Annotated in this window: 18 protein-coding genes; 16 read left to right on the forward strand and 2 right to left on the reverse strand. The window is 68.0% G+C overall.

Translation table 11 applies throughout. From position 1 onward, the window contains the following. Positions 1–3 precede the first annotated feature (3 nt). Positions 4–408 (reverse strand): 6,7-dimethyl-8-ribityllumazine synthase, encoded by a 405-nt coding sequence (locus AZL_RS16550; protein ID WP_012975646.1) that lies wholly within the window; start codon positions 406–408, stop codon positions 4–6. 393 nt (positions 409–801) lie between these two features. Here AZL_RS16550 and AZL_RS16555 point away from each other — a divergent pair, with 393 nt between their 5' ends. Both AZL_RS16555 and AZL_RS16560 read left to right on the forward strand, forming a co-directional pair. Continuing rightward, positions 802–1,908 (forward strand): hypothetical protein, encoded by a 1,107-nt coding sequence (locus tag AZL_RS16555; protein WP_012975647.1) that lies wholly within the window; start codon positions 802–804, stop codon positions 1,906–1,908. Further along, positions 1,905–3,359 carry a hypothetical protein gene (locus tag AZL_RS16560; RefSeq protein WP_012975648.1) on the forward strand — a complete coding sequence of 485 codons (1,455 nt, stop codon included), beginning with the start codon at positions 1,905–1,907 and terminating at the stop codon, positions 3,357–3,359. The genes AZL_RS16555 and AZL_RS16560 overlap by 4 nt, the downstream gene beginning before the upstream one ends. A 20-nt stretch (positions 3,360–3,379) precedes the next feature. Here the strand turns inward: AZL_RS16560 and AZL_RS16565 are convergent, their stop codons facing one another. Continuing rightward, complete coding sequence (locus tag AZL_RS16565; protein ID WP_371304240.1) at positions 3,380–4,372, reverse strand: bile acid:sodium symporter family protein; 993 nt, start codon at positions 4,370–4,372, stop codon at positions 3,380–3,382. A gap of 323 nt (positions 4,373–4,695) precedes the next feature. On the opposite strand from AZL_RS16565, the gene AZL_RS16570 reads away from it, so the two are divergent. The 14 genes from AZL_RS16570 to AZL_RS16635 all read left to right on the forward strand — a co-directional run bounded on the left by AZL_RS16570 (position 4,696) and on the right by AZL_RS16635 (position 25,607). Beyond that, the gene (locus tag AZL_RS16570; protein WP_012975650.1) at positions 4,696–5,868 is read left to right on the forward strand and encodes an isovaleryl-CoA dehydrogenase; all 1,173 of its coding nucleotides are present in this window, start codon (positions 4,696–4,698) and stop codon (positions 5,866–5,868) included. Positions 5,869–5,916: 48 nt separating this feature from the next. Further along, positions 5,917–7,098: an acetyl-CoA C-acyltransferase gene (locus AZL_RS16575; RefSeq protein WP_012975651.1), complete on the forward strand. Its 1,182-nt coding sequence runs from the start codon at positions 5,917–5,919 to the stop codon at positions 7,096–7,098. A gap of 53 nt (positions 7,099–7,151) precedes the next feature. Continuing rightward, a complete protein-coding gene (locus tag AZL_RS16580) occupies positions 7,152–8,285 on the forward strand; it encodes an acyl-CoA dehydrogenase (RefSeq protein ID WP_012975652.1) in 1,134 nt (377 codons plus the stop codon). A gap of 45 nt (positions 8,286–8,330) precedes the next feature. Beyond that, on the forward strand, positions 8,331–9,938 hold the full coding sequence (locus AZL_RS16585; protein ID WP_012975653.1) for a carboxyl transferase domain-containing protein: 1,608 nt from the start codon (positions 8,331–8,333) through the stop codon (positions 9,936–9,938). An 11-nt stretch (positions 9,939–9,949) separates the two neighbouring features. Continuing rightward, complete coding sequence (locus AZL_RS16590; protein WP_042444094.1) at positions 9,950–10,732, forward strand: enoyl-CoA hydratase/isomerase family protein; 783 nt, start codon at positions 9,950–9,952, stop codon at positions 10,730–10,732. Between the two features lie 19 nt (positions 10,733–10,751). Continuing rightward, entirely contained in the window at positions 10,752–12,755 is a 2,004-nt protein-coding gene (locus tag AZL_RS16595) for an acetyl/propionyl/methylcrotonyl-CoA carboxylase subunit alpha (protein ID WP_012975655.1), read from the forward strand. 3 nt (positions 12,756–12,758) lie between these two features. Beyond that, a complete protein-coding gene (locus AZL_RS16600) occupies positions 12,759–13,658 on the forward strand; it encodes a hydroxymethylglutaryl-CoA lyase (RefSeq protein WP_012975656.1) in 900 nt (299 codons plus the stop codon). Between the two features lie 716 nt (positions 13,659–14,374). Further along, positions 14,375–15,106, forward strand: a complete 732-nt coding sequence (locus AZL_RS16605; RefSeq protein WP_148219449.1) for a hypothetical protein — start codon at positions 14,375–14,377, stop codon at positions 15,104–15,106. A gap of 28 nt (positions 15,107–15,134) precedes the next feature. Then, positions 15,135–15,947: a response regulator transcription factor gene (locus tag AZL_RS16610; protein WP_012975658.1), complete on the forward strand. Its 813-nt coding sequence runs from the start codon at positions 15,135–15,137 to the stop codon at positions 15,945–15,947. Further along, positions 15,928–17,547: a sensor histidine kinase gene (locus AZL_RS16615; RefSeq protein ID WP_042444096.1), complete on the forward strand. Its 1,620-nt coding sequence runs from the start codon at positions 15,928–15,930 to the stop codon at positions 17,545–17,547. The genes AZL_RS16610 and AZL_RS16615 overlap by 20 nt, the downstream gene beginning before the upstream one ends. A 167-nt stretch (positions 17,548–17,714) precedes the next feature. Then, positions 17,715–18,209 (forward strand): Lrp/AsnC ligand binding domain-containing protein, encoded by a 495-nt coding sequence (locus tag AZL_RS16620; RefSeq protein WP_012975660.1) that lies wholly within the window; start codon positions 17,715–17,717, stop codon positions 18,207–18,209. 274 nt (positions 18,210–18,483) lie between these two features. Then, positions 18,484–21,462 (forward strand): methyl-accepting chemotaxis protein, encoded by a 2,979-nt coding sequence (locus AZL_RS16625; RefSeq protein ID WP_012975661.1) that lies wholly within the window; start codon positions 18,484–18,486, stop codon positions 21,460–21,462. A 505-nt stretch (positions 21,463–21,967) separates the two neighbouring features. Then, positions 21,968–24,133 carry a type I secretion system permease/ATPase gene (locus AZL_RS16630; RefSeq protein WP_012975662.1) on the forward strand — a complete coding sequence of 722 codons (2,166 nt, stop codon included), beginning with the start codon at positions 21,968–21,970 and terminating at the stop codon, positions 24,131–24,133. Further along, positions 24,120–25,607: an HlyD family type I secretion periplasmic adaptor subunit gene (locus AZL_RS16635; RefSeq protein ID WP_042444098.1), complete on the forward strand. Its 1,488-nt coding sequence runs from the start codon at positions 24,120–24,122 to the stop codon at positions 25,605–25,607. Before AZL_RS16630 ends, AZL_RS16635 begins: the two co-directional genes overlap by 14 nt. The last annotated feature ends 9 nt before the right edge of the window (positions 25,608–25,616 follow it).

Genomic DNA, 25,616 nt, shown 5'->3' on the forward strand with positions numbered 1-25,616 from the left:
GCGTTATCCCTGCTCGATCAGGTCGGCGCAGGCCTCGACCGCGGCGGCGGCGTAGGGGCGGATGCGCGGCGGAATCTGCGACGGGTTGATCCCCGGTCCCAGGATGCCGACGCCGACCGGCTTCATGAACTGAAGCTGCAAATCGATCAGGCTGCCGATCACCGCATGGCCCATGACGTTGCCGTGCTCGGTCTCGCCCCGTTCGATGATGCCCAGCGCCACGGCGCCGGCGACGTCGTCGCGCATCAGCAGGCGCTTGATCGCCAAAGGCTTTTCCATCGAGCCGGGAACCCAGACCTCGGCCACGATGCCGAGGCCGCGGCGGGCGGCGACGCTGCGCGCCTCGTCCAGCATTTCTTCCACCTCCTTGCGGTGGAACCGTCCGAGCACGATGCCGATGTTGCTCACCCTCTGCTTCTCCCGTATCTGGCGGTGTGACGTCCGTCCAAACTGTCGTGTCGCCGCATAAAGCGCAAGGGGCGTCGCATGCGGCGGCGGGCGGCATCGTCAGCAAGAAGATTTCGAGTGATCCTTAAGAAATTGCACGCGGGAATCCTGCTACTTTATGGCGAAGTCCAAGCTGTCGGGCGGATGGGGCAAGGATAACCCGCTGCGAACCACCACAAGATGCCCGTGAGATCTGTCACGGCATGCGACAGCCCGTCGCACCGCGCTACAATTGAAGACAAATTGGTCGCCATCGCGCCTCTTACAGTCATGTAATATTCCGAGTTGTTGGTTGCGGCTGATCGGATCGATGCAACCACGGGAAATGAACCAGGCGACTCCGGAACGGCGATCATGTTGAAGGGTGCGATCGAATATGTGCCGTCCACCTTCGAGGAGCGGGGAGCCGCGGTGGCCTTCACCACGCCGCTGCTGTCCCAGACCCGCGTGCGCCGTGGCGAGCGGTCGAAGCTGGAAGTGCTGATTCCCAGCCTGTCGCAGGGCACGGGCATCTATGTCGTCGCCTGGAAGGCGGTACCCGAGATGGTGTCGATGACCATGCACGACCGCTACCTGCACGACCTGATCCTGCGGGAGGAGGATTGTTCCCCGCATGACATCCGCCGGGCGACGCTGAAGGCGGCGCGGCGCGGGCTGGCCGGGCCGCAGGCGGCGCAGGCCGCCCGCCGCGCCCTGGGCGAGGATGAGGAGCAGGGCACCCTCACCCATTACCTGCTGATCCTGTCGATCCTGAAGGCGGTCGGGCTGGAATCGCCGGAGATGCTGAGGACGGGTATCGATACCGAAGAGGGACGGCGGCTGACCCGGCAGTTGATGACGCGCGCGGCGGAAAGTCTGAGGATGGATGCCACGCTGCTCTTCGCCCGGCTGGCCGACATCGCCGCGGTCACCGCTCCCGTCGGGTTGGAGCGGTCGCCGAGGCCCGGCCGGCTGACGCGCGGGTTGAACGACCTGAGGAGCTTCCGGGACGGAATGACCGCCTGGGCGGGCGAGGCGCCGGACGATGCCGCCCCGGTGGCGGCGTTCTGCGCCGAGGTGGCGCAGCACACCATTACCCTCGGCGAGGCGGTTCTTGGCGATTTCCATCGCCGGATCGAGGCGATCGGCCCGCTGATGCGCGACTGGGACGACGCCTTCATCCGCGTGCGCGGTCAGGCCGCCCGCATGGCTTGGCTGCTGGATGGCTGGAGCCACATCACCGGAGCGTGGGAGGTGGCGCAGGCGGAGGATCGCCGGCGGCAGGCGGCCACCGTCAACGACCTGTTCCGCATCCTGCCGCTGTTGCCCAGGCGGGAGGCCAGCCGCGATCTGATCGGGGAATCCAAGCGGGTCGAGCAGGCGCATCGCCGGTCCGTCCGCCTGCTGGAGGACTGGCGCACCGGCCAGATGGACATCGACGCCATCCGCCGGATCGAGGCGGTCAAGGCGCGGGCGCCATGACGGCGAGGCCGAACGGCACGGGCCGGGCCGGGGGTGACGCCGATCGTCTGCCGGGGCTGGAAAGCCGGCTGTTCGACATTCCCGAGGAGAAATTCATCGAGGTGGTCCGTCTGCTGGAGCGGGTGCGCGACCATCCCGACGTACGCCAGACCTTCGCCGCCATCCGCCCGCGGCTGGTCCAGGTGCGGCCCAACCGCCGCCCGACCTTGAAGCGCGTGCTGTGCATGCCGTTCGAGGATCTGCTGGACGGCGCCGACGGGGTCGAGGTGCCGCCGGGACGCATCGAACGGCGGGTGATCGATCCGGTCTGGCGTCTGGTGACGGAGTGCGGTGACGGCGCCCTGATCGATCAGCTCGACCGCCAGGTTCAGGAAACCGCGGCCGGGAACCTCAACGCGCTGCGCAACATCGGGCGCCGGTTGTGGCCGATGGCCGAGCAAGCCATTCAGGCGGCCGTCGGGGGTGCTGCGGAGCAGGGTGGCTCCGGCCAGCCGGCCCGGCAACCGTTGCATGGCGATGAAGGGCTGCGGCGGCAGGCTCTGGATGTCGCCGGCCTCCTGGAAATCGGCCTGACGATTGAAGCGCTGAAGGATGCGCTGGCTCCCAAGCCGCTGCCGGTACTGGAGGACCGGCATGTCGCCGCCATCGAGCAGGCGGCCCAGGCGGTGGCACGGCAATCCCCCGGTCTGGTCCATCACCTGCTGCTGGTCGCCGCCTCGCGGCTGGCCAACCCGACGGACCTGCTGGCGGTGGTCGGCGGCATCGACCTGGGCAAGGCCCGGCGGGAGCGGCCGGCGATCTTCGCCCAACTCGGCGGGCTGGTGGTCGCCAATCTGGAGGAGCGGAGCGCCCGGCTGGACGGTCGCCGCCACGGCCTTGCGACCGGAACCAACGATGCCGGCATCGCCTTCCGGCCGGATGAGGCGGTCGGCATCGCCGAACGGCTGGTCGCCGGCGTCGACACCGCCGCCATGGCCACGGATGTTCTGGCCGATCCGGTCTATCGCGCGCGGTTGGATGCGGTGAAGCTGGCGGTGCGGAGCATGCTGTCGGGCTCCGTGCTCGACACCGCGCCGCGAGGCATCCTGACCGCCGTCGCCGAACCGCCCGATGGCGGGCGCCCGGTGCCCGTCGACGAGAACAGCCAGACCGTGGCGGAGGACCATGCCCGTGCGCTGCGGCGCTGCGAGGGGCTGGCCGACGCGCTCGGCCTGCAAGGAGCGTTGAAGGACATGCTGGCCTCGATGGAGCGGGAGCTGTTCGCGCGCGCCCATGCATTGCTGGCCCGATATCCCCGGACGGCCGGCGATCCGGACGGCGCCGAGACTGCGGAGGTCAATCTGTTCTACGCCCTGCGCCTGCTGGAGCTGGTCGCCGGCCCCGCCAAGGCCGACCAGCTCCGCATCGCCATCATGGCCGCCACCGGCGAATTCGCCGAGGACGGGGAATAAGGGGTGGTGGCCGGGGAAGGTTACGAGGTCGCCGGCAGGACGTCCCGCGCCTCCCCCTCGTCGGCATAGCGGCGGGCGAGGACGGCCCCGACCATCAGCTGGATCTGGTGGAACACCATCACCGGCAGCAGCACCAGCCCGGCGGTGGCGGGGGCGAACAACACGCCGGCCATCGGCACGCCGCTGACCAGCGACTTCTTCGACCCGCAGAAGACGATCACCGCCTCGTCGGCGCGGGAGAAGCCCAGGCGCCGGCTCAGCAGCATCGTGCCGATCAGGAAGACCGCCAGGATGCCGGCGTCGATCAGCACCACCATGCCGAGCGCGGCCGGCGGGATCTGGTGCCACAGGCCGTTCACCACCGCCTCGCTGAAGGCGAGATAGACCACCAGCAGGATCGACCCGCGGTCGGTGAATTTCAGCATCGTCTTGTGCCGTGCCGCCCAGGCGCCGATCCAGCGCCGCAGCAGCTGCCCGGCGACGAAGGGCAGCAGCAGCTGCGCCGCGATGGTCTGCAACGTGTCCAGCGACAGCGCCGAGCCCTGCACCTTCAGGAACAGCGCCACCAGCAACGGCGTCATCAGGATGCCGGAGATGTTGGACAGGGTGGAGCAGCACACCGCCGCCGCGACATTGCCGCGCGCCATCGAGGTGAAGGCGATGGAGGATTGCACGGTGGAGGGCAGCAGGCAGAGGAACTGCACGCCGATCGCCACGGCCGGCGGCAACAGGCTGGGCGGCAGCGTCTCGACCACCGCCCAGCCGATCAGCGGGAAGGCGACGAAGGTCAGGCAGAAGATCAGCAGATGCAGACGCCAATGCGCCAGGCCGGCCACCACCTCCTCCCGCGGCAGGCGGGCGCCGTGGAGGAAGAACAGCAGCGCGATGGCGCCCTCTCCCAGCCAGCGCACGGCTTCGGCGGATTGTCCCTGGACCGGCAGCAGGCTTGCCAACCCGACGGTCGCCACCAGGGCCATGGTGAACCCGTCCATGTTCGGGCGCGGTACGCGGATCATCTCTCGGAGGCTCCTTCGGCGCTCCCAGGGGAGCGTAATATTATTGTGTATACCGTATCCAGTATCTAGCACCGCAGTGCAGCATCGTCAAAGCGCGACAGTGCCGCACCCGTCGGTCCGGCTGCATGGCTGCGTTGAGATCTCTGCCTTTTTCGCGATCCTTCCACGATGCGGAATGGAATCCACCGAAATGGTCGGGAAGCCAATCCCCTGAATGGACATGGATTTCCAGCCGCCGACGCCTTGCCCCTTGCCACGCACTCAGCCATACGGTAACGTATGGTCAAAGAGCTGATGATTTCCCAGGGGAGCGATACGCCATGGCGTCCAACCAGTATCCGGGCCTGAATTTCGACCTTGGCGAGGCCGCCGACATGCTGCGCGATTCGGTCCGCGCCTTCGCCGATGCCGAGATCGCCCCCCGCGCCGCCGAGATCGACCGCTCCAACGAGTTCCCCAACGAGCTGTGGCGCCGGATGGGCGACCTCGGCATTCTCGGCGTCACGGTCGAGGAGGAGTATGGCGGCGCCGGCATGGGCTATCTGGAGCATGTCGTGGCGATGGAGGAGGTGTCGCGCGCCTCGGCCTCGGTGGGCTTGAGCTACGGCGCGCACTCCAACCTCTGCGTCAACCAGATCCGCAAGAATGGCAATGAGGAGCAGAAGCGCCGCTATCTGCCCAAGCTGATCTCCGGCGAGCATATCGGTGCGCTGGCGATGTCGGAGCCGAACGCCGGGTCCGACGTGGTGTCGATGAAGCTGCGGGCGGAGAAGAGGGGTGACCGTTACGTCCTGAACGGCACCAAGATGTGGATCACCAACGGCCCCGACGCCGACACGCTGGTGATCTACGCCAAGACCGATCTCGCCGCCGGCCCGCGCGGCATCACCGCCTTCCTGGTGGAGAAGGGCTTCAAGGGCTTCTCGGTGGCGCAGAAGCTCGACAAGCTGGGCATGCGCGGCTCCAACACCGGCGAGCTGGTGTTCGAGGATTGCGAGGTGCCGGAGGAGAACATCCTGGGCGGCGTCGGCCGCGGCGTGAATGTGCTGATGTCGGGGCTTGATTACGAGCGCGCGGTGCTGGCCGGCGGTCCGCTCGGCATCATGCAGGCCTGCATGGACGTGGTGATCCCCTATGTCCATGACCGCAAGCAGTTCGGCCAGCCCATCGGCGAGTTCCAGCTGATGCAGGGCAAGATCGCCGACATGTACACCGTCATGAACGCGGCCAAGGCCTATGTGTACACCGTCGCCAAGGCCTGCGACCGTGGCGAGACCACCCGCAAGGACGCCGCCGCCGCCATCCTCTATTCGGCGGAAAAGGCGACCTGGATGGCGCTGGAGGCCATTCAAACGCTGGGGGGCAACGGCTACATCAACGAATACCCCACCGGCCGCCTGCTGCGCGACGCCAAGCTGTACGAGATCGGCGCGGGCACCAGCGAGATCCGCCGCATGCTGATCGGGCGCGAGCTGTTCAAAGAGACGGCCTGAGGCGTTCGGGCGAAGAATAGGGCATCGAGGGAAAGGGAACCGATCACCATGACCGACAGCATCGTCATCGCCGCCGCCGTCCGCACGCCGATGGGCGGCTTCCAGGGTGACCTCATGGGCCTGACCGGCCCGCAACTGGGCGCCGTCGCGATCCAGGCGGCGCTGGAGCGCGCCGGCTTGGCCGGAGACGCGGTGGACGAGGTCTTCATGGGCAACGTGCTGTCGGCCGGTCTCGGCCAGGCGCCGGCACGCCAGGCCGCGCTGGGCGCCGGGCTGCCGAAGGGGGTGGGCTGCACCACCATCTCCAAGGTCTGCGGCTCGGGCATGCGGGCGGTGATGTTCGCCCATGACGCGATCAAGGCCGGCTCGGCCAGGGTGGTGGTGGCCGGCGGCATGGAGAGCATGTCGAACGCCCCCTATCTGCTGGACCGTGCCCGCGCCGGCTACCGCATGGGTCACGGCAAGGTGCTGGACCACATGTTCTTCGATGGGCTGGAGGATGCCTATGACAAGGGCCGTCTGATGGGCAGCTTCGCCGAGGAATGCGCGACCAGCTACGGCTTCACCCGCGAGGCGCAGGACGATTTCGCCATCGAAAGCCTGAACCGCGCCCGCAAGGCGGTGGAGGACGGCTCCTTCAAGGCGGAGATCGCGCCGGTGTTGGTCAAGGGGCGTAAAGGGGACGTGCTGGTCGACACCGACGAGCAGCCGGGCAAGGGCGATCCCAAGAAGATTCCGACGCTGAAGCCGGCCTTCGCCAAGGATGGCACGGTGACGGCGGCCAACGCCTCGTCGATTTCGGACGGCGGTGCGGCGCTGATCGTCACCACCCGGAGCGAGGCGGACCGCCGCGGCTTGCGCGTGATCGCCGAGATCAAGGGCCACGCCAATCACGCCCAGCAGCCGGCTTTGTTCACCACAGCGCCGGTTGGCGCGATGAGGACGCTGTTCGACAAGGTGGGCTGGTCGGCCGGCGACGTCGATCTGTTCGAGATCAACGAGGCGTTCGCCGTGGTGACCATGGCGGCGATGCGCGATCTGGATCTGCCGCACGACAAGGTGAATGTCCATGGCGGCGCCTGCGCGCTCGGCCATCCCATCGGCGCCTCGGGCGCGCGCATCATCGTCACGCTGCTGGCGGGGCTGGAGAAGTACGACCTGAAGCGGGGTGTCGCGTCGCTCTGCATCGGTGGCGGCGAGGCGACGGCGCTCGCGGTGGAGCGGGTGTGAGACACTCCCTCTCCCGCCCCGGGAGAGGGCAATAACGACCAGGGAGGAGCAGCATGCACCTGACCGAAGAACAGACCATGGTCCGCGACATGGCCCGCGCCTTCGCGCAGGACCGGCTCGCCCCTTCTGCCGCCTGGCGCGACCGCAGCGGCGCCTTCCCCAAGGCCGAGCTTGCCGAGATGGGCGAGCTCGGCCTGATGGGCATGCTGGTGCCGGAGGAATTCGGCGGTGCGGCCACCGACCATGTCGCCTACGCGCTCGCCATCGAGGAGATCGCCGCCGGTGACGGTGCGGTCTCCACCATCATGAGCGTCCACAACTCGGTCGGCTGCATGCCGATCCTGAAGTTCGGGACGGACGCCCAGAAGGACCGTTTCCTGAAGCCGATGGCGCGCGGCGAAATGCTGGGCGCCTTCTGCCTGACCGAACCGCAGGCCGGATCCGACGCCTCGGCGATCAGGACCCGCGCCCGCCGGGATGGCGACCACTGGGTTCTGGACGGCACCAAGCAGTTCATCACCTCGGGCTCGCAGGCGGACGTCGCCATCGTCTTCGCGGTGACCGACCCGGCCGCCGGCAAGAAGGGGCTCAGCGCCTTCATCGTGCCGACCGACACGCCGGGCTACCAGGTGGCGCGGACCGAGGAGAAGCTGGGCCAGCACTGTTCCGACACCTGCCAGATCCTCTTCGAGGACTGCCGGGTTCCCGGCGACCTGATGCTCGGGGCCGAAGGGGCGGGCTACAAGGTGGCGCTGGCGAATCTGGAAGGCGGACGCATCGGCATCGCCTCGCAGGCGGTCGGCATGGCGCGCGCCGCGCTGGACCACGCCGTCCGCTACGCCCAGGAGCGCCAGAGCATGGGCGTGCCGATCATCCAGCATCAGGCCGTCGCCTTCCGTCTCGCCGACATGGCCACAAAGGTGGAAGCCGCCCGCCAACTGGTGCTCCATGCCGCGAGCCTGCGCGATGCCGGGGTGCCCTGCATGAAGGAGGCGGCGATGGCCAAGCTGTTCGCGTCCGAGATGGCGGAGAAGGTCTGTTCCGACGCCATCCAGATCCATGGCGGCTACGGCTATCTCAACGACTTCCCGGTCGAGCGCATCTATCGCGACGTCCGGGTCTGCCAGATCTACGAGGGCACCAGCGACATCCAGCGGCTCGTCATCAGCCGCGCTCTTGTCCGGTAATCAAGACCGCCAAAACCAAAATCGCCAAACCGGGAGGAAGACGGCATGACCGTCCTGAAGAGCGCCCTCAACGCGCGCTCCGCCGAGTTCCAGGCCAACGCCGACGCCATGCGGGCCCTGGTCGACGATCTGCGCCGGAAGGTCGCCGCCATCCAGCAGGGCGGCGGGGCGAAGGCGCGCGACAAGCATCTCGCCCGTGGCAAGCTGCTGCCGCGCGAGCGCATCCGCCAACTGCTCGATGTCGGCTCGCCCTTCCTGGAGCTGTCGCAACTGGCCGCCGACGGCGTCTATGCAGAGGACATCCCGTCGGCCGGCATCATCGCCGGTATCGGAAGCGTCGCCGGGCAGGAGTGCATGATCGTCGCCAACGACGCGACGGTGAAGGGCGGCACCTATTACCCGCTGACGGTCAAGAAGCATCTGCGGGCGCAGGAGATCGCGCAAGCGAACAATCTGCCCTGCATCTATCTGGTCGACAGCGGCGGCGCCAACCTGCCGAACCAGGATGAGGTCTTTCCCGACCGCGATCATTTCGGCCGCATCTTCTACAACCAGGCCACCATGTCGGCCGAGGGCATTCCCCAGATCGCCGTGGTGATGGGAAGCTGCACCGCCGGCGGCGCCTATGTCCCGGCGATGTCGGACGAGGCGATCATCGTCCGCAACCAGGGCACCATCTTCCTCGGCGGCCCGCCGCTGGTGAAGGCGGCGACCGGCGAGGTGGTGTCGGCCGAGGATCTCGGCGGTGCCGACGTTCATTCCCGCACCTCGGGCGTCACCGACCATTACGCGATGAACGACGCCCATGCGCTGGCGCTGGCGCGCCGGGTGGTGTCGAACCTGAACCGCGCCAAGCACATCGACCTCGACCTGCGCGAGCCGGAGGAGCCGGCCTTCGATCCGCGCGAGCTGTATGGCGTCATCCCCAGCGACGCCCGCAAGCCCTTCGACGTGCGCGAGGTGATCGCGCGGGTGGTCGACGGCTCGCGCTTCGACGAGTTCAAGCCGCTCTACGGCACGACGCTGGTGACCGGCTTCGCCCACATCTTCGGCTATCCCGTCGGCATCATCGCCAACAACGGCATCCTGTTCAGCGAATCGGCCCTGAAGGGCGCCCATTTCGTCGAGCTGTGCTGCCAGCGCCGCATCCCGCTGGTGTTCCTCCAGAACGTCACCGGCTTCATGGTCGGCCGGAAATACGAGGCCGGCGGCATCGCCAAGGACGGCGCCAAGCTGGTCACCGCGGTCGCCTGCGCCAAGGTGCCGAAATTCACCGTCATCATCGGCGGCAGCTATGGCGCCGGCAATTACGGCATGTGCGGACGTGCCTACAGCCCGCGCTTCCTGTGGATGTGGCCGAACGCCCGCATCTCGGTCATGGGCGGCGAGCAGGCGGCCGGCGTGCTGGCCCAGGTCAAGCGCGACGCCATGGAGGCCCAGGGCAAGCCCTGGTCGGCCGAGGAGGAGGAGGCGTTGAAGGCCCCCATCCGCGCCCAGTTCGAGCGCGAGAGCCACGCCTATTACGCCAGCGCCCGGCTGTGGGACGACGGAATCATCGACCCGGCCGACACCCGCATGGTGCTGGGCCTCGGCCTGTCGGCCTCGCTGAACGCGCCGGTGCCGAAGACGCCCTTCGGCGTCTTCCGGATGTGAGGGGGGCGAGCATGAGCGACATCTTGATCGACATCGCCGACACCGGCGTCGCCACCGTCACCATGAACCGCGGCGACGTGCACAACGCCTTCAACGAACAGGTCATCGCCGACCTGACATCCGCCTTCCGCCGGCTGGGCGAGGATCCGGCGGTGCGCGTCGTTCTGTTGCGTGGGGTGGGCAAGAGCTTTTCGGCCGGGGCGGATCTGTCCTGGATGAAGAGGATGGCCGGCTATTCCCACGCGGAGAATCTGGCCGACGCCCTGGGCCTCGCCACCATGCTGCGCACGCTGGACGAATGCCCGAAGCCGACGGTCGCCGTGGTGCAGGGTCCGGCCTTCGGCGGCGGCGTCGGGCTGGTGTCGGCCTGCGACATCGCCATCGGCGTCGAGACCGCGACCTTCGCCCTGTCGGAGGTGCGGCTGGGCATCATCCCCGCCGCCATCAGCCCCTATGTCATCGCCGCCATCGGCGAGCGCGCCTGCCGCCGCTATTTCCTGACCGGCGAGCGCTTCGGCGCGGCGGAGGCCCACCGCATCGGCCTGCTGCATGAGCTGACCAATGCCGGCGGGCTGGAGGAGGCGGTGGCGAGGACGGTGAGGACCCTGATGGACAGCGCCCCCACGGCGGTCACCGCCGCCAAGGAGCTGATCCGCGCCGTCGCCCGCCGGCCGCTGACCGAAGAGGTGATGCGCGACACGGCGGAGCGCATCGCCCGCCAGCGCGCCAGCGCCGAAGGCAAGGAGGGTGTCGGCGCCTTCCTCGACAAACGCACCCCGTCCTGGCGGAGCTGAACCGATGCCCCAAATGGCCATGTTCGACAAGATCCTGATCGCCAACCGCGGCGAAATCGCCTGCCGGGTCATCCGCACCGCCCGCCGCCTGGGCATCAGGACCGTCGCCGTCCATTCCGACGCCGACGCGCACGCCATGCATGTCCAGATGGCCGACGAGGCCGTCCGCATCGGCCCGGCCCCGGTCGGCGAAAGCTATCTGCGCGGCGACGTCATCCTCGACGTGGCGAAGCGCACCGGTGCCCAGGCCATCCATCCCGGCTACGGCTTCCTGTCGGAGAATGCCGGCTTCGCGGCGGCCTGCGCGGAGGCTGATGTCATTTTCATCGGCCCGCCGATCGAGGCGATCCGCGTCATGGGCTCCAAGGCCGAATCCAAGCGGCTGATGGCGAACGCCGACGTGCCGCTGGTGCCGGGCTATCACGGCACCGACCAGGACTTCGCCACCCTGTCGGCGGCGGCCGGGCGCATCGGCTATCCGGTGCTGGTCAAGGCGTCGGCCGGCGGCGGCGGCAAGGGCATGCGCGTGGTGCGCGCCGCGTCCGAACTGGCCGACGCGGTGGCCGGCGCCCAGCGCGAGGCCAAGGCCGCCTTCGGCGACGACAGCCTGCTGCTGGAGAAATATCTCGGCCGGCCGCGCCATGTCGAAATCCAGGTCTTCTGCGACGGCCACGGCAACGGCGTCTATCTGTTCGAGCGCGACTGCTCGGTCCAGCGCCGCCACCAGAAGGTGATCGAGGAGGCGCCGGCCCCGAACCTGCCCGACGACCTCCGCCGCCGCATGGGCGAGGCGGCGGTGGCCGCCGCCAAGGCGGTGAACTATGTCGGCGCCGGCACCGTCGAGTTCCTCTATGAGGATGGCGGCTTCTACTTCATCGAGATGAACACCCGCCTACAGGTCGAGCATCCGGTGACGGAGAAGATCACCGGCCTCGATCTGGTCGAATGGCAATTGCGGGTGGCCGCCGGGGCGGAGCTGCCGCTGCGTCAGGACCAGCTGACGCGCAAGGGTCATGCCTTCGAGGCGCGGCTGTACGCGGAAGATCCGCAGCGCGATTTCCTGCCCGCCATCGGCAAGCTGGTCCGCCTCAGTCCGCCGGTGGAGAACGATCATGTCCGCGTCGATACCGGCGTGCGCCAGGGCGATTCGGTGACGATGCATTACGACCCGATGATCGCCAAGCTGATCGTCTGGGACGAGGACCGCGACAGCGCGCTGCGCCGTCTGCGGGTGGCGCTGGCCGACTATGAGGTGGTCGGTGTCACCACCAATGTCGGCTTCCTCGGCGCCATCGCCGGCCATCCCGCCTTCAAGGCGGTGGAGATCGATACCGGTTTCATCGAGCGTCACCGCGCCGACCTGCTGCCGCCGCCGGCCCCGGTGGCCGACAAGGCGCTGGCCGCGGCATCCCTGTCGGTGCTGCTGACGCGCCGGGAGGAGGCCCAGGCCGCCCTGCGCGCCCGGTCGGATCGGTATTCGCCCTGGCTGCTCGCCAATGGCTGGCGGCTGAACGAGGAGAACCATTACGATTTGCGCCTGATGGACGGCGATGCCGCGCGCGAGGTGACGCTCCATTTCCGGGCGGATGGCTACGAGGTCGTGGTGGATGGCGGCAAGCCGATGCCGGTCACCGGGGTCAGCCTCGCCGACGGGCTGCTGACCGCCACGCTGGACGGCATGCGCACCCGCGCGACGGTGGTGCGGCAGGGGCTCGACATCACCGTGCTGATCGACGGCGCGGTCTCCCGGCTGACGCTGGACGACCCCAGTGCCCGCGCGGCGGAGCAGGAGGGCGGCTCCGGCCGCCTGACCGCCCCGATGCCGGGCACCGTGGTCCGCGTTCTGGTCGAGCCGGGCCAGAATGTGGAGGCCGGCGCGCCGCTGATGTTGCTGGAAGCCATGAAGATGGAGCACACCATCAAGGCCCCGGCCGCCGGCACGGTCAGCGCGGTGAATTTCGCGGCGGGTGATCAGGTGTCGGAAGGTGTCGATCTGCTGGTTCTCGACATCGCGGAGGGCTGACCGATGCTGCTGCCGAAATTCGTCCGCATGGTGGAGGTCGGCCCGCGCGACGGTCTCCAGAACGAGACATCGATGGTGCCGACGGCGGTGAAGGTGGAACTGGTCGACCGCCTGTCCGACACCGGGTTGAGCGTGATCGAGGCGGCCAGCTTTGTCTCGCCCAAATGGGTGCCGCGGATGGGCGACAGCGCGGAGGTGCTGGCCGGCATCGCCCGCAAGCCGGGCGTCCGTTATGCCGCCCTCACCCCCAACCTGAAGGGGCTGGAGGATGCCTTTGCGGCCAGGGCCGACGAGGTGGCGGTGTTCGGTGCCGCTTCGGAAAGCTTCAGCCAAAAGAACATCAACTGCTCGATCGCCGAGAGCCTGGACCGTTTCGCTCCCGTGATGGAGCGGGCCAAGGCGGCGGGCGTGCCGGTGCGTGGATATGTGAGCTGCGTGCTCGGCTGCCCCTATGAGGGGGAGATCGCGCCGCAAGCGGTGGCCGAGGTGGCGGAGCGACTGTTCGCCATGGGCTGCTACGAGATCTCGCTCGGCGACACCATCGGCACCGGCACGCCGACCAAGGCGCAAGCGATGATCGCCGCGGTGGCGGAGCGGGTGCCGGTGGAGAAGGTCGCGGTCCATTTCCACGACACCTACGGGCAGGCGCTGGCCAACATCCTGGCCGCCCTGCACATGGGGGTGGCGGTGATCGACAGCTCGGTCGCCGGGCTCGGCGGCTGCCCCTATGCCAAGGGCGCCAGTGGCAACGTGGCGAGCGAGGATGTGCTTTACATGCTGGACGGCCTGGGTATCGAGACAGGGGTGGATCTGGACAGGCTGATCGCGGCCGGCGCGTTCATCAGCGACGCCATCGACCGCCCCACCGCATCGAAGGTGGGCCGCGCTCGTGGTTGTGCGTGAGGGACGCTTCCACCTCTTGGCCAAATACAACGATCAACGGATTATGCGCCCCGCGAACTTGACGTTTCAGGCCAATCGGCGCATTATTTCCCTCGTGACGAATGGTGCCGACAACGCAGCGTTCCCACAACGCCGACCGGCCTTTCGAGCCGGCCGGAATCACGGCTGGAGTTCCAGCGGCAACGACCCACGGCCGCTTGCAGAGTGTGCCGTCACATGACCTGTTGCCCGTCCGGCTGAACGGCGGCGGAGCCATACCCGGGTGGCTCCGCCGCCGATTGTTTTTTGGGGCCGCCGATTGTTTTTTCGGCGATCGCCATGGTTCGGGCACCCGCCATCCTCTTGTCCCAACCAGGCCATCTTTCCGCCTTATTTCCATCCCGTTCTGTCGCGCTGCGCCCATCACCCCGCCAGCGGTCGGCTCGCAATGGATTTGGCTGAATTTCATACCACTTTTGAGCAAACAACCTTGGGATTATCGGCGCAGTCGCTCGATAATCAAACGAAACTGCCAAAAATATTTATGAGATTTCGCAAAATGGGGGTAAGGGTTGTGGCTTTAACGCAACATTAACCAGACTGGATTGAGTTTAGGAGCATCAGATGCGGCCAACTCCAACCGGAACGCGAAGTTGACTTCGAGCCTAGATGGAATTGGGTCGCCACGTGTTGATGCCGTTATGCCCGTTTCCCTTGGATTTGAAAGGCCCGCCCCCATGACCGTGCCGGCAGTCCTCCGCGATGTGGCGCAGTTCGGCGCCTACGCCGCCGGCCTGGGCCGACATGCGAGCCTGCTGGTCGCGGTCCTGCTGCTGGCCGGTTGTCCGGCCAACAGCGTTGGACCCGGCTGGGGAGGGCCGGACGTGACGGCGGCAAACCCGAACTCCCGAAAGACGACCCCGCCGGTGCCGAAGCCAAAGCCGGTCCGCAAGAGTCCCGACGCCGTGTCGCTGGCTCCGGCCCTGCCGATGCCACAGCCTGGTCCGCCGGTCACCACCGGCGATCCGGCGGCCACCTCTTCCCCGGCCTCCACCCAGCTGGCGGCCATCGGACCCGACAGCGCCTTTCCGGCGGCGAACGCCTCGGTTGCGCCGTCCACAGGGCCGTCCATGGGAGGCCTGTCCTTGGGGGGAGCCTCCACCCAACCCGCAACCCCCAACGCCGACCCCGACAGCCTTGTCGGGCTGGACGAAGTCCAGACTCTCAAACTCCTGGGGTCCCCCGTTGCACGGGAGGAGGCGCATCCCGCCAAGATCTGGCGGTATGCCAAGGGTGATTGCACCCTCAAGGTCTTCTTCTTCATGGATATGACCTCGTCCCAGGACTTCCGCGCCCTCTCCTACGACATGAAGAGCAGCCAAAATGTCCCTGATGCCGACCACCGATGCTTCGCCCAACTCCTCGCTCAAGCTGACACAGGGCGCCATGTCCGCCCCGGGCTTCAGTAAGGCTGAGACGAACAAGGGAATGTCCGCAATGACCGAACCGACCATTGCCCGCATCGCTCTGGTGGACGACGACGACCTGTTCCGTGAGTCGCTCAGCCTCAACCTCGGTGACGAAGGGTTCGAGGTCATCACCTTCGACCGCGGTGAACCGGCGCTCGATTTCTTCGCCGAAGGTGGATCGGTCGACATCGTCCTCCTGGACTGGCGCATGCCCAAGCTGGACGGCATCGACGTTCTGCGCCAGATGCGCGCCCGCGGGATCGCCACGCCGGTCATCTTCCTGACGGTGCTGTCCGACCAGATCTATGAGGAGGCGGCGCTTGCCGGTGGCGCGCTGGACTTTGTCGAGAAGTCGCGCAGCCTGTCGATCCTGCTGAAGCGCATGCGCCTGATCCTGGACGGCATCAAGGGGACGGCGGAGGAGGCCGAGGCCGGCGGCAGCGGCGCCACCCACCGCCTGGGCGAGTTGGAACTGCGCCTGGACAACAGCCGCGCCTTCTGGAAGGGCAAGCGCATCGACCTGACGCTGACCGAGTTCAACATCGTCAAGCTGATGTCGACGCGCCCGGAGGAGGACGTCTCCTATCGCGAGATTTACGACCTCGTTCATGGCAAGGGCTTCGTCGCCGGCTATGGCCCGTCGGGCTACCGCGCCAACGTCCGCGCCTTCATCAAGCGCATCCGCCAGAAGTTCCGCTCGGTTGATGCCGGCTTCGCCTGCATCGAGAATTATCCGGGATTCGGCTATCGCTGGGGCAAGGGGGAGAATGCGGCCAACCAGGGCCGTGACGACGACGGCATGGGTGAGGATATCCTGATCGATGGCGCTGCTGCCGATTGACCTGGCCATGCGGGCGCCCCGACGGGCGTCCGCCCGCCTGCTCTGGCTCTGGCGCTCGATGGCGAGCCGCCTGCTGCTGCTGACGCTTGTCTTCATCGCGGTGCCGGTCCTGCTCTATGACCAGTTCCAGCGCGCCGACGAGGCGTCGCAGCAGCTTCTGCTGAAAAGCGCCCAGCGCCAGGGCGAACTGATCGCCCGCGCGCTGGAGCCCGAATTGCTGGGCGTCGACCGCACGGCCCTTCCCAACCTCAGTAGCGCCCTTGCCCGCTATGGCGACGACCGCACGCGGTTGAAGCTGCTGGTGCGGCCGCGGGTGGCCGCCTCCAATGCGGCGACCACGCCGTCCGGCGCCAAGGCCGGACCGGAACCCTTCTTCTATGTCGCCGCCGCACCCAGCCTGTCGACCGCCGACATCGACGCCGAACGGCGCCTGCTGCTGGAACAGGGGGTGCTCGACCGCCTGGGGTCGAGTTGCGCCGGCAACGCCACGCTGGCGATGCGCGTTCCCCATGTCGAGGGCGGGGAGGAGGTGCTGTCCTCCATCACCCCGATCAAGACCAGTTTCGGCTGCTGGGCGCTGGTGACAAGCCACGCGACCGAGGCCTATATCTCCTCCTCCATCGGCCGCCCCTATTGGAGCACGCCGGCGGTCCAGGCCGCGGCGGCGATCTATCTGGCGATGGCCGCCCTGGTGCTGGCGGTGCTGGCCGGTGTCTGGCGCAACCTGAACCGGTTCGGCGATCTGGCTCGCCGCATCGTCGGTGGCGAGGATTGCGCCGACCGGGAAGACCGCGACGCCTCCTTCGCCGCGCGCAACACGGTGCCGGAGCTGTCGGGCGTGGCGGAGGATTTCGACCGGCTGGTGTCGACGCTGCGTGACAGCGCCCAGTCGCTGCGCCGGGCGGCGGAAGACAACGCCCATGCCTTCAAGACGCCGATCGCCGTGATCCGCCAGTCGGTGGAGCCGCTGCGCCGCGCCCTGCCGGCGGAGAACGCCCGCAGCCAGCGCGCCCTGGCCATGATCGAGAAATCGCTGGACAAGCTGGACGGCCTGGTCTCCTTCGCCCGCCGCATGGACGAGGCGGCGGCCGACCTGCTGGCCCCGTCACGCCGCCGCGTCGACCTGTCGGCGCTGGTGGAGCGGATGGCCGGCGGCTATACCGGGCTGCTGGCGGAGCGCCGCCTTCACATGCGCTCGCGCATCGATGCCGGGCTGGTCGTGCGCGCCAGCGAGGAGACGCTGGAGACCATCGTCGAGAATCTGGTGGAGAACGCCGTCAGCTTCTCGCCGCCGGATGGCACGGTCAGTGTCCGCCTGACCCGCAATGGGTCCTGGACCGAACTGGTGGTGGAGGATGAGGGGCCGGGCGTCGATCACGCCAATCTGGAGCGCATCTTCGAGCGTTATTTCTCGCACCGCGAACCCGGCCGCGGCATGCCGGACGACGAGGCGGCGGCCCATCAGGCCGGGGCGGCCCATTTCGGCATCGGCCTGTGGATCGTGCGGCGCAACATCGATGCCTTCGGCGGCCGCGTCCGCGCGGAAAACCGTCCGGGTGGCGGCCTGCGCATGACGGTGGTCCTGCCGCTGGCGGGGTGAGGGCGGCGGACCGGCCTGTGGTTTTGCCCGGTGATTTCATGGGGCTTCAGGCGAACGGGCTTCGGATCGGGCCGGTCATCGCCGCTCCGCCCATGGTCGATCTTGGTGCTGTTCCGTTTTTTCCGCTAGGATCGCGGCCGTCGACCGAACAGCATTCCGAGCCGCCGATGGACCGCAGTCTCGATCCCACCGACATCAAGATTCTGCGCGAGCTGCAGGAGGATGGGCGTCTCAGCAATGTCGAGCTGGCGCGCCGCATCAACCTCAGCCCGGCCGCCTGCCTGGAGCGGGTGAAGCGCCTGCAGGCCGACGGCATCATCCAGCGTTATGTCGCGCTGCTCGACCCCCACCGGCTGGAAGCGGGGATGCTGGTCTTCGTCGAGGTGGTGCTGGATCGCACCACGCCCGACAATTTCGACGACTTCAAGGCCACCGTCATGCGCATGCCGCAGATCATGGAATGCCACATGGTCGCCGGCGGGTTCGATTACCTGGTCAAGGCCCGTGTGCGGGACATGAACGAATATCGTCTGTTCCTGGGCGAATTGCTGTCCACCGCCCGCGGCGTCCGGGAAACCCACACCTATGCCGTCATGGAGGAGGTCAAGAGCGTCACCGCGATTCCGCTGGATGGCCTGTCCGGCGTTTCGTCGCGCGGCTGAATGATCAGGGACTATATCTTTTCCCAAATCGCATAACAGTTTGGGGCCGGTCCGCGTTTCCAGACGCATTTTGCAAAGAACATCACCGACCGGTTTCGCGCACTTGTTGCAGATAGGCCCAGCTTTTGTTCGCTTACCGACAAAACGATGCGGCACGCCACTTGCTTAGAAGGGCGCGGTCCTGGGGGCGATCGCAGCGGTCGTCCGGCGGTTTTCATTCCGTCCGCATGCCCGACCGGATTTTTCGACCCTTTGGCTGGAACGGAACCGCGTCATGCGTGTCAACACACCGATCACCGACCGAGAAGTCCACCTGACCGAGGGGGTTCCCCTGGTGTCGCGCACCGACACCGGCGGGCGCATCACCTTCGTGAACCGGGCCTTCATTGAGATCAGCGGGTTCGACGAGCATGAATTGATCGGTGCTCCGCACAACATCGTCCGCCACCCCGACATGCCGAAGGAGGCCTTCGCCGACCTGTGGGGCACGGTCAAGGCCGGTCGCCCCTGGGAAGGGTTGGTGAAGAACCGGACCAAGAGCGGCGATTTCTATTGGGTGCGCGCCAACGTCACCCCGGTGGTCGAGGATGGAGCCATCGCCGGCTACATCTCCATCCGGTCCAAGCCGTCGCGCGACGAGATCGCGGCGGCGGACACGCTCTATGCCGACATGCGCGCCGGCCGCGCCGCGAAGCTGTTGACGCAGGGCGCGCTGGTGCGCCGCAGCCGTGCCGGCCGTGCGGCCGCCTTTGTTTGCGCCAGCCTGTCGGGGCGCCTGGCCGCCGTGTTCGGGCTGCTGATGCTGGCGATGCTGGTGGCCGGCTGGCTCGGTCTCGACGGCATGGCCCATTCCAATCAGTCCTTGCGCACCGTCTATGAGGATCGCACGGTTCCCGCCTATCAGATCGGCGAGATCCAGAATCTCGCCCGCGACAGCCGCCAACGCCTGACCGATCTCGCCGCCGATCTCCGGATGGGAAGCGGCGGCGCCGATCTCGCCGCCGATCTCGCCGCCGTAGAGGCGGAGGTCAATGGCAACGCCACGGAGATGCAGCGCCTGCTGACGGAGTATCTGGCGACCTACCTGACGCCCGAGGAGACCATTCTCGCCGACAAATTCAAGCCGGTGGTCGGGACCTACCTCCAGGCGGGGATGGGACCGGCGCTGGCGTTGGCGAAGCAAAGGGACGCGGCCGGGCTTGACGCCCATCTGCGCGGCGCGGTCCGCCCGGCCTTCGCCGAACTGCGCCGTGTGTCCGATGCCCTGCTCGACCTCCAGGTCCGCGTCGCGCGCGAGGAATTCGACAAGGCGGAGAAGGAGTATGCGGGCCGGATGATCGAGGTCGCCACCGCGATGCTGCTGAGCGCCCTGCTGGCCGCCCTGTTCGGCTGGGCGATCCTGCGCACCGTGCGCCGGCCGCTGGCGGTTCTGGAGAAGACGTTCGAGCGCATCGCCGGGGGCGCCCTGACCGAGCCGATGCCGGCCATCGGGGTGCCCGAGTTCCGGCGCGTCGCGTCGGAACTGAACGCCATGAAGGCGAAGCTGGCCTACGGGATGCATGAGAAACACGAGACGGAGCTGCGCCAGAAGGCGCTGACCCGCCAGGCTCTGCTGGAAACCTGCAAATCCATCGAAAGCGACCTCGACGCCACCTGGATGGGGGTGGAACTGGCAAGCCGGCGGGCTGGCGACGGGATCCAGCATCTGATGCAAGCGTTGGGCGTGGTGCGCGAAAACACGGTGGTGGTGTCGGCCGCCTCCGAGCAGGCCAGCGCCAACGCCCAGTCGGTCGCCGCCGCGACGGACCAACTGAATTCCTCCGGTCAGGAGATCGCCCGGCAGGCGGCGCGCTCCAGCCAGGTGGCGCGGCGCGCCGTGGACAGCGCGCGCGGGTCCGCCTCCGCCATCGGCCATATGGAGATCGCGACGGAGGAGATCGCCAAGGTCGCCCACCTCATCAACGAGATCGCCGGCCAGACCAACCTGCTGGCGCTCAACGCCACCATCGAGGCGGCCCGCGCCGGCGAAGCCGGCAAAGGCTTCGCCGTCGTCGCCAGCGAGGTCAAGGCGCTCGCCAATCAAACCGCGCGCGCGACCGAGGACATCGCCCGCCAGATCGACCAGTTGAAACAGGCGGTCGGCGGCAGCGTGACGGCGATCCAGACCGTCATCTCGGTGATCGAGGAGATCGACGAGGCCGCCGCCGCCGCCGTCGCCGCGGTGGAGCAACAGTCGGCCGCCAACGCGCAGATCGGGCGCAGCGCCAGCAACTCCGCCGGTGGCGCCTCCCAGGTGTCGGGCAGCGTCCTGCACATCCGCGATCAGACCGACGAGATCACCGGCATCGCCACCGATGTCCGGCGCCGCATGACCGACACCCAGGGCGCCGTCGCCGATCTGAAGCGCCGGCTCGTCATCGCTTTGCGCCAGTCGGTGGCGGGCGACCGCCGCGTTTCCGACCGCATCCCCTGCGAGGAGCCGATCGGCCTGACCATGGCTGGCGACCGTCGCACCGTCACCTTGCTCGACCTGTCGCTGGATGGGCTGCTGGTGGAGCCGATGGGCCTGCCGGAGCTGCCCGAGCAGACCCCGTTGACCGTGTCCCTGCGCGAGGTCGGCGACCTGCCGGCCATTGTCGCCGGCACCAGCGACCTTGGCCTGCATCTGGCTTTCGACGATCTGTCGACGGTCCAGGCCGACCGGTTGGAGCATCTCTACAACGCGATGATCGCGGCGGAATCCGCCATCATCCAGACGGTGCAGGACGCGGCTGGAGCCTTGGCGAAGGCGCTGGACGGGGCGCTTTCCGATGGCAGCATCGGCGAGGACGCGCTGTTCTCGACCGATCTCGCCACCATCCCCGGCAGCGAGCCGGAACAGTGCCTCGCTCCCTTCACCGAGCTGACCGACCGCCTGTTCCCGGCGATCCAGGAGCCGGTGCTGGCCTCCAACCCGCGCTTCCAGTTCTGTGCCGCCGTCAACGCCGTCGGCTATCTGCCGACCCACAATGCCCGCTATTCCGAACCGCAACGGCCGGGTGAGGCGGTCTGGAACGCCGCCCATTGCCGCAATCGCCGGGTCTTCGCCGACCGCTCCGGTCTTGCCGCGGCGCGCAACACCCGGTCCTTCCTGTTGCAGGCCTACCGCCGTGACATGGGCGGCGGCCAGACGGTGCGGTTGAAGGAGGTCGATGCGCCGATCCTGGTGCGGGGTCGCCATTGGGGCAACCTGCGGCTGGCCTACCTGCCCTGATGCTTCACGACGGCTCAGACAGTCACTGACGGTCCCCGTTGGGCCTTCGCCCGAGACACCAAGCCCCGCAGGCGATGCCGTCTGCGGGGCTTGGTGTTTGAAGGCCATGGGGGGAGGCGTGCCACGGGCTGCGATTGGTCCCGGCGTGTCGCGGTCAAGGTTTTTGCGGTTGGTGTGAAGCGATCATGTCTTCGCCCTTCCACAGGGCGATGCATTCCGCGGGTGTTATTGCGGTAAAAACTCCCTTAATAATACTTATCGATCTAAGTAATTATTATTATAGCTGTGCTATTAATGAGAATGGTGGTTTTCAGTTGATTACAATCGGTGGAATGCGCTAAAAAGGATCATGAAATAAAATTAATCTTCCGTGGAAGGTTTGTGTCGCTTGGCTGAGCCCAATCGTTAACCTCCAGTCATGATTTTCCTCCCCAGGTTGCTTTTTGGGAAGCGTTCCAACCTCAGACCCAGCAAGCGTGTCGGTGTCCAATCCAGGAAATGATGAATGCCGCGTCTGGTAGAAGACAGTGCGACTTCGGACACCGGTTTATCCTGCCTCACCGTCATGTTGCGCCTTCTCGGCCATCCGGCCGATCCGGAGCAGTTGCGCCATGATCAGGCGGTCCGCGGCCGGGCGATGGGAACGCTGGACATCCTGCGCGCCGCCAAGCGCTTCGGCCTGAAGGCGCGGTCGGTCACCACCCGCTGGGACCGGCTGGCGGCCACGCCGCTGCCGGCCATCGCCAAGCGGCGTGACGGGCGCTACTTCATCATCGCCAGGATCGACGGCGACCGGGTGCTGATCCAGGATCCGTTGGAGCCGCGTCCACTGACCCTGCCGCGCGCGGTGGTGGAGCCGGCCTGGTCGGGCGAGCTGGTGCTGATGGCCCGGCGTGCCGGGCTGGATCTGGCGCAGGTGCGGTTCGGCATCGGCTGGTTCGTGCCGGCCCTGCTGAAATACCGGCGGGTGTTCTCGGAGGTCCTGCTCGCCTCCTTCATGCTGCAAGTGTTCGGGCTGATCAGCCCGCTGTTCTTCCAGGTCGTGGTCGACAAGGTGCTGGCCCACCGCAGCCTGACCACGCTGGATGTCCTGGTCGTCGGCCTCGTCGTGGTGTCGCTGTTCGAGACGGTGCTGGGCGGGTTGCGCAGCTATCTGTTCTCGCACACCACCAGCCGGGTCGACGTGACGCTGGGGGCGCGGCTGTTCGACCATCTGCTGGCGCTGCCGCTGCCCTATTTCCAGGCGCGCCGCGTCGGTGACAATGTCGCCCGCGTGCGCGAGCTGGACCGCATCCGCGACTTCCTGACCGGATCGGCCCTGACCCTGGTCATCGATCTGGTCTTCACCGTCGTGTTCCTGGCGGTGATGTGGTGGTACAGCCCGGCGCTGACCGCGATCGTGCTCGCCTCGCTGCCGGTCTACGCGGTGATCAGCCTCGCCGTCACCCCGGTCCTGCGCCGGCGGCTCGAGGCGAAATTCGCCCTGGGGGCGGAAAACCAGGCCTTCCTGGTCGAAAGCATCTCCGGCATCGAGACGCTGAAGGCGATGGCGGTGGAGCCGGAGATGCGCCGTCATTGGGAGGAACGGCTGGCCGCCTATGTCGGCGCCGCCTTCCGCGCCTCGACGCTCGGGGTGATGGCCGGCCAGGGGGTGCAGCTGGTGAGCAAGCTGACCATGGCCGCCCTGCTCTATGTCGGCGCGCAGGAGGTGATCGACGGCGCCCTGACCATCGGCGCGCTGGTGGCGGTCAACATGCTGGCGGGCCGGGTGTCGTCGCCGGTGCTGCGGCTGGCCCAGCTGTGGAACGATTTCCAGCAGGCGCGGGTCTCGGTCGAGCGGCTGGCCGACATCCTCAACACCACGCCGGAACCGGCGGCCAAGCCCGGCCGGTTGCCGCTGCCGGCCATCCGCGGCCGCATCCGCTTCGACCGCGTCGGTTTCCGCTACCGCCCCGACGCCTCGCCCACCCTTCAGGGCATCGAACTGACGGTGGAGCCGGGGGAGACGGTCGGCATCGTCGGCTCGTCGGGGTCGGGCAAGAGCACGCTGACCAAGCTGGTGCAGCGGCTCTATGTGCCGGAAACCGGTCGGGTGCTGATCGATGACGTCGATCTGTCGCTGGTCGACGTGGCGTGGCTGCGCCGCCAGATCGGCGTGGTCCTACAGGAGAATGTCCTGTTCAACCGCTCCATCCGCGACAACATCGCGCTGGCCGATCCCGGCATGGCGATGGAGCGGATCGTCGAGGCGGCGCGGCTGGCCGGGGCGGACCGTTTCATCCTTGGGCTGCCGGAGGGGTACGACACCGTGATCGGCGAACGCGGCGCCAGCCTGTCGGGCGGCCAGCGCCAGCGTGTCGCCATCGCCCGCGCGCTCGCCACCGATCCCCGCATCCTGATCTTCGACGAGGCGACCAGCGCGCTCGACGTCGAGAGCGAGGCGGCGATCCAGGCCAACATGCGCCGCATCTGCGACAACCGCACGGTTCTGATCGTCGCCCACCGGCTGTCCACCGTGCGCGGCTGCGACCGCATCGTCACGGTGGAGGAGGGGCGGATCGCCGAGCAGGGAACCCATGACGAGCTGATCCGGCTGGGCGGGCGCTATGCCGCGCTGTGGCGGATGCAGGCCGGCGGCGCGCCGGGGGAGGCGGGGCATGGTGTCGCCTGAGATCGCCGAACCGACAGGCGGGCAAGCCGCGGCGCCGGTGCCATCTCCGCCGCCGGGAGCGTCGGCTTCGCCGCCTTCCCCGCCGCCGCCCCGCCAGCCCCGGCCGCGCCGCGGCCATGAGCTGGAGTTCCTGCCGGCGGCGCTGGAGGCGGTGGAGACACCGCCGTCGCCGCTGGCGCGGGCGGTGTCGCTGCTGATCGCCGCCTTCGCGGTGATCGCCGTCGCCTGGGCCTGGATCGGCCATATCGACATCACCGCCGTCACCCGCGGGCGCATCATCTCCAGCGACCGCAACAAGCTGGTTCAGACGCTGGAGACCGGCATCGTCCGCGCCATCCGCGTCGCCGACGGCCAGCGGGTGGAGCAGGGCGCCGTCCTGCTGGAACTGGACCCGACCGACAGCGCCGCCGACGCCGGCCGCGCCGAATGGGAGCTGGCGGTGGCGGAGACCGAGGCGGCGCGGCTGCGGGCGGCGCTGGACGGGCGGCGCGGCTTCGATCCGGCGCCCGGCGCCGACGCCGCCCTGGTGACGCTCCAGCGCTCGATCCTCGCCAACCAGCTGGCGGCGCGCGACGCGGCGCTCGACGCCATCGGCAGCCAGGAACGCCAGCGCCGGGCGGAGATGGCGGCGCTGGCCGCCGAGAAGGCCCGGCTGCATGCCACCCTGCCGCTGATCCGCGAACAGGTGCAGGCGAAACGGAACCTGTCCCAGCGCGGCTACAGTCCCCGCTTCGACCTGCTGGAACTGGAGAAGGAACTGGCCGAGGTCGAATTCGGCGAGGTCGCCGCTGCCAACCGCGAGGCGGAGGCCGCCGCCGCGCTGAAGGGGTTGGCCGACGAGCGGCGGCGGGTGACGGCGGAGTTCGACGGCAAGGCGATGGCCGACCTCGCCGATGCCGAGAAGCGGGCCGCCGCCCTGCGCCAGGAGCTGACCAAGGCGGCGCGGCGGCGCGAGCGCCAGTTGCTGACGGCACCGGTCGGCGGCGTGATCCAGCAACTGGCCGTTCACACGGTGGGCGGGGTGGTGACGGCGGCGGAGCCGCTGATGGTGATCGTGCCGGCCAACCGCACCCTGGTGGCCGATGTCCAGGTCGACAACAAGGACATCGGCTTTCTCCATCCCGGCATGCCGGTCGAGATCAAGATCGACGCCTTCCCCTTCACCCGCTACGGGCTGCTGCCGGGCAGCGTCGCCTCGGTGTCGCACGACGCCATCCTGCCGCCCGACGGGGCCGCCGCACGCATCGGCGCGCCCGACGCCGCCCCGCCGCCGGCCGCCGAGCGCGACGGGCCGAAATTCTCGGCGCGCATCGCGCTCGACCGCATGGTCATCCGGGGCGAGAACGGCGAGGACATCGCGCTCGCGCCCGGCATGGCGGTGACGGCGGAGGTGAAGACCGGCCGCCGTCGCATCCTCGACTACCTGCTTTCCCCCGTGCTCGCCCACGTCCAGGAGGCGATGCGCGAGCGCTGAGTCGCGAGA

Origin of the sequence: Azospirillum sp. B510 (assembly GCF_000010725.1) — a bacterium.
Classification (GTDB): domain Bacteria; phylum Pseudomonadota; class Alphaproteobacteria; order Azospirillales; family Azospirillaceae; genus Azospirillum; species Azospirillum lipoferum_B.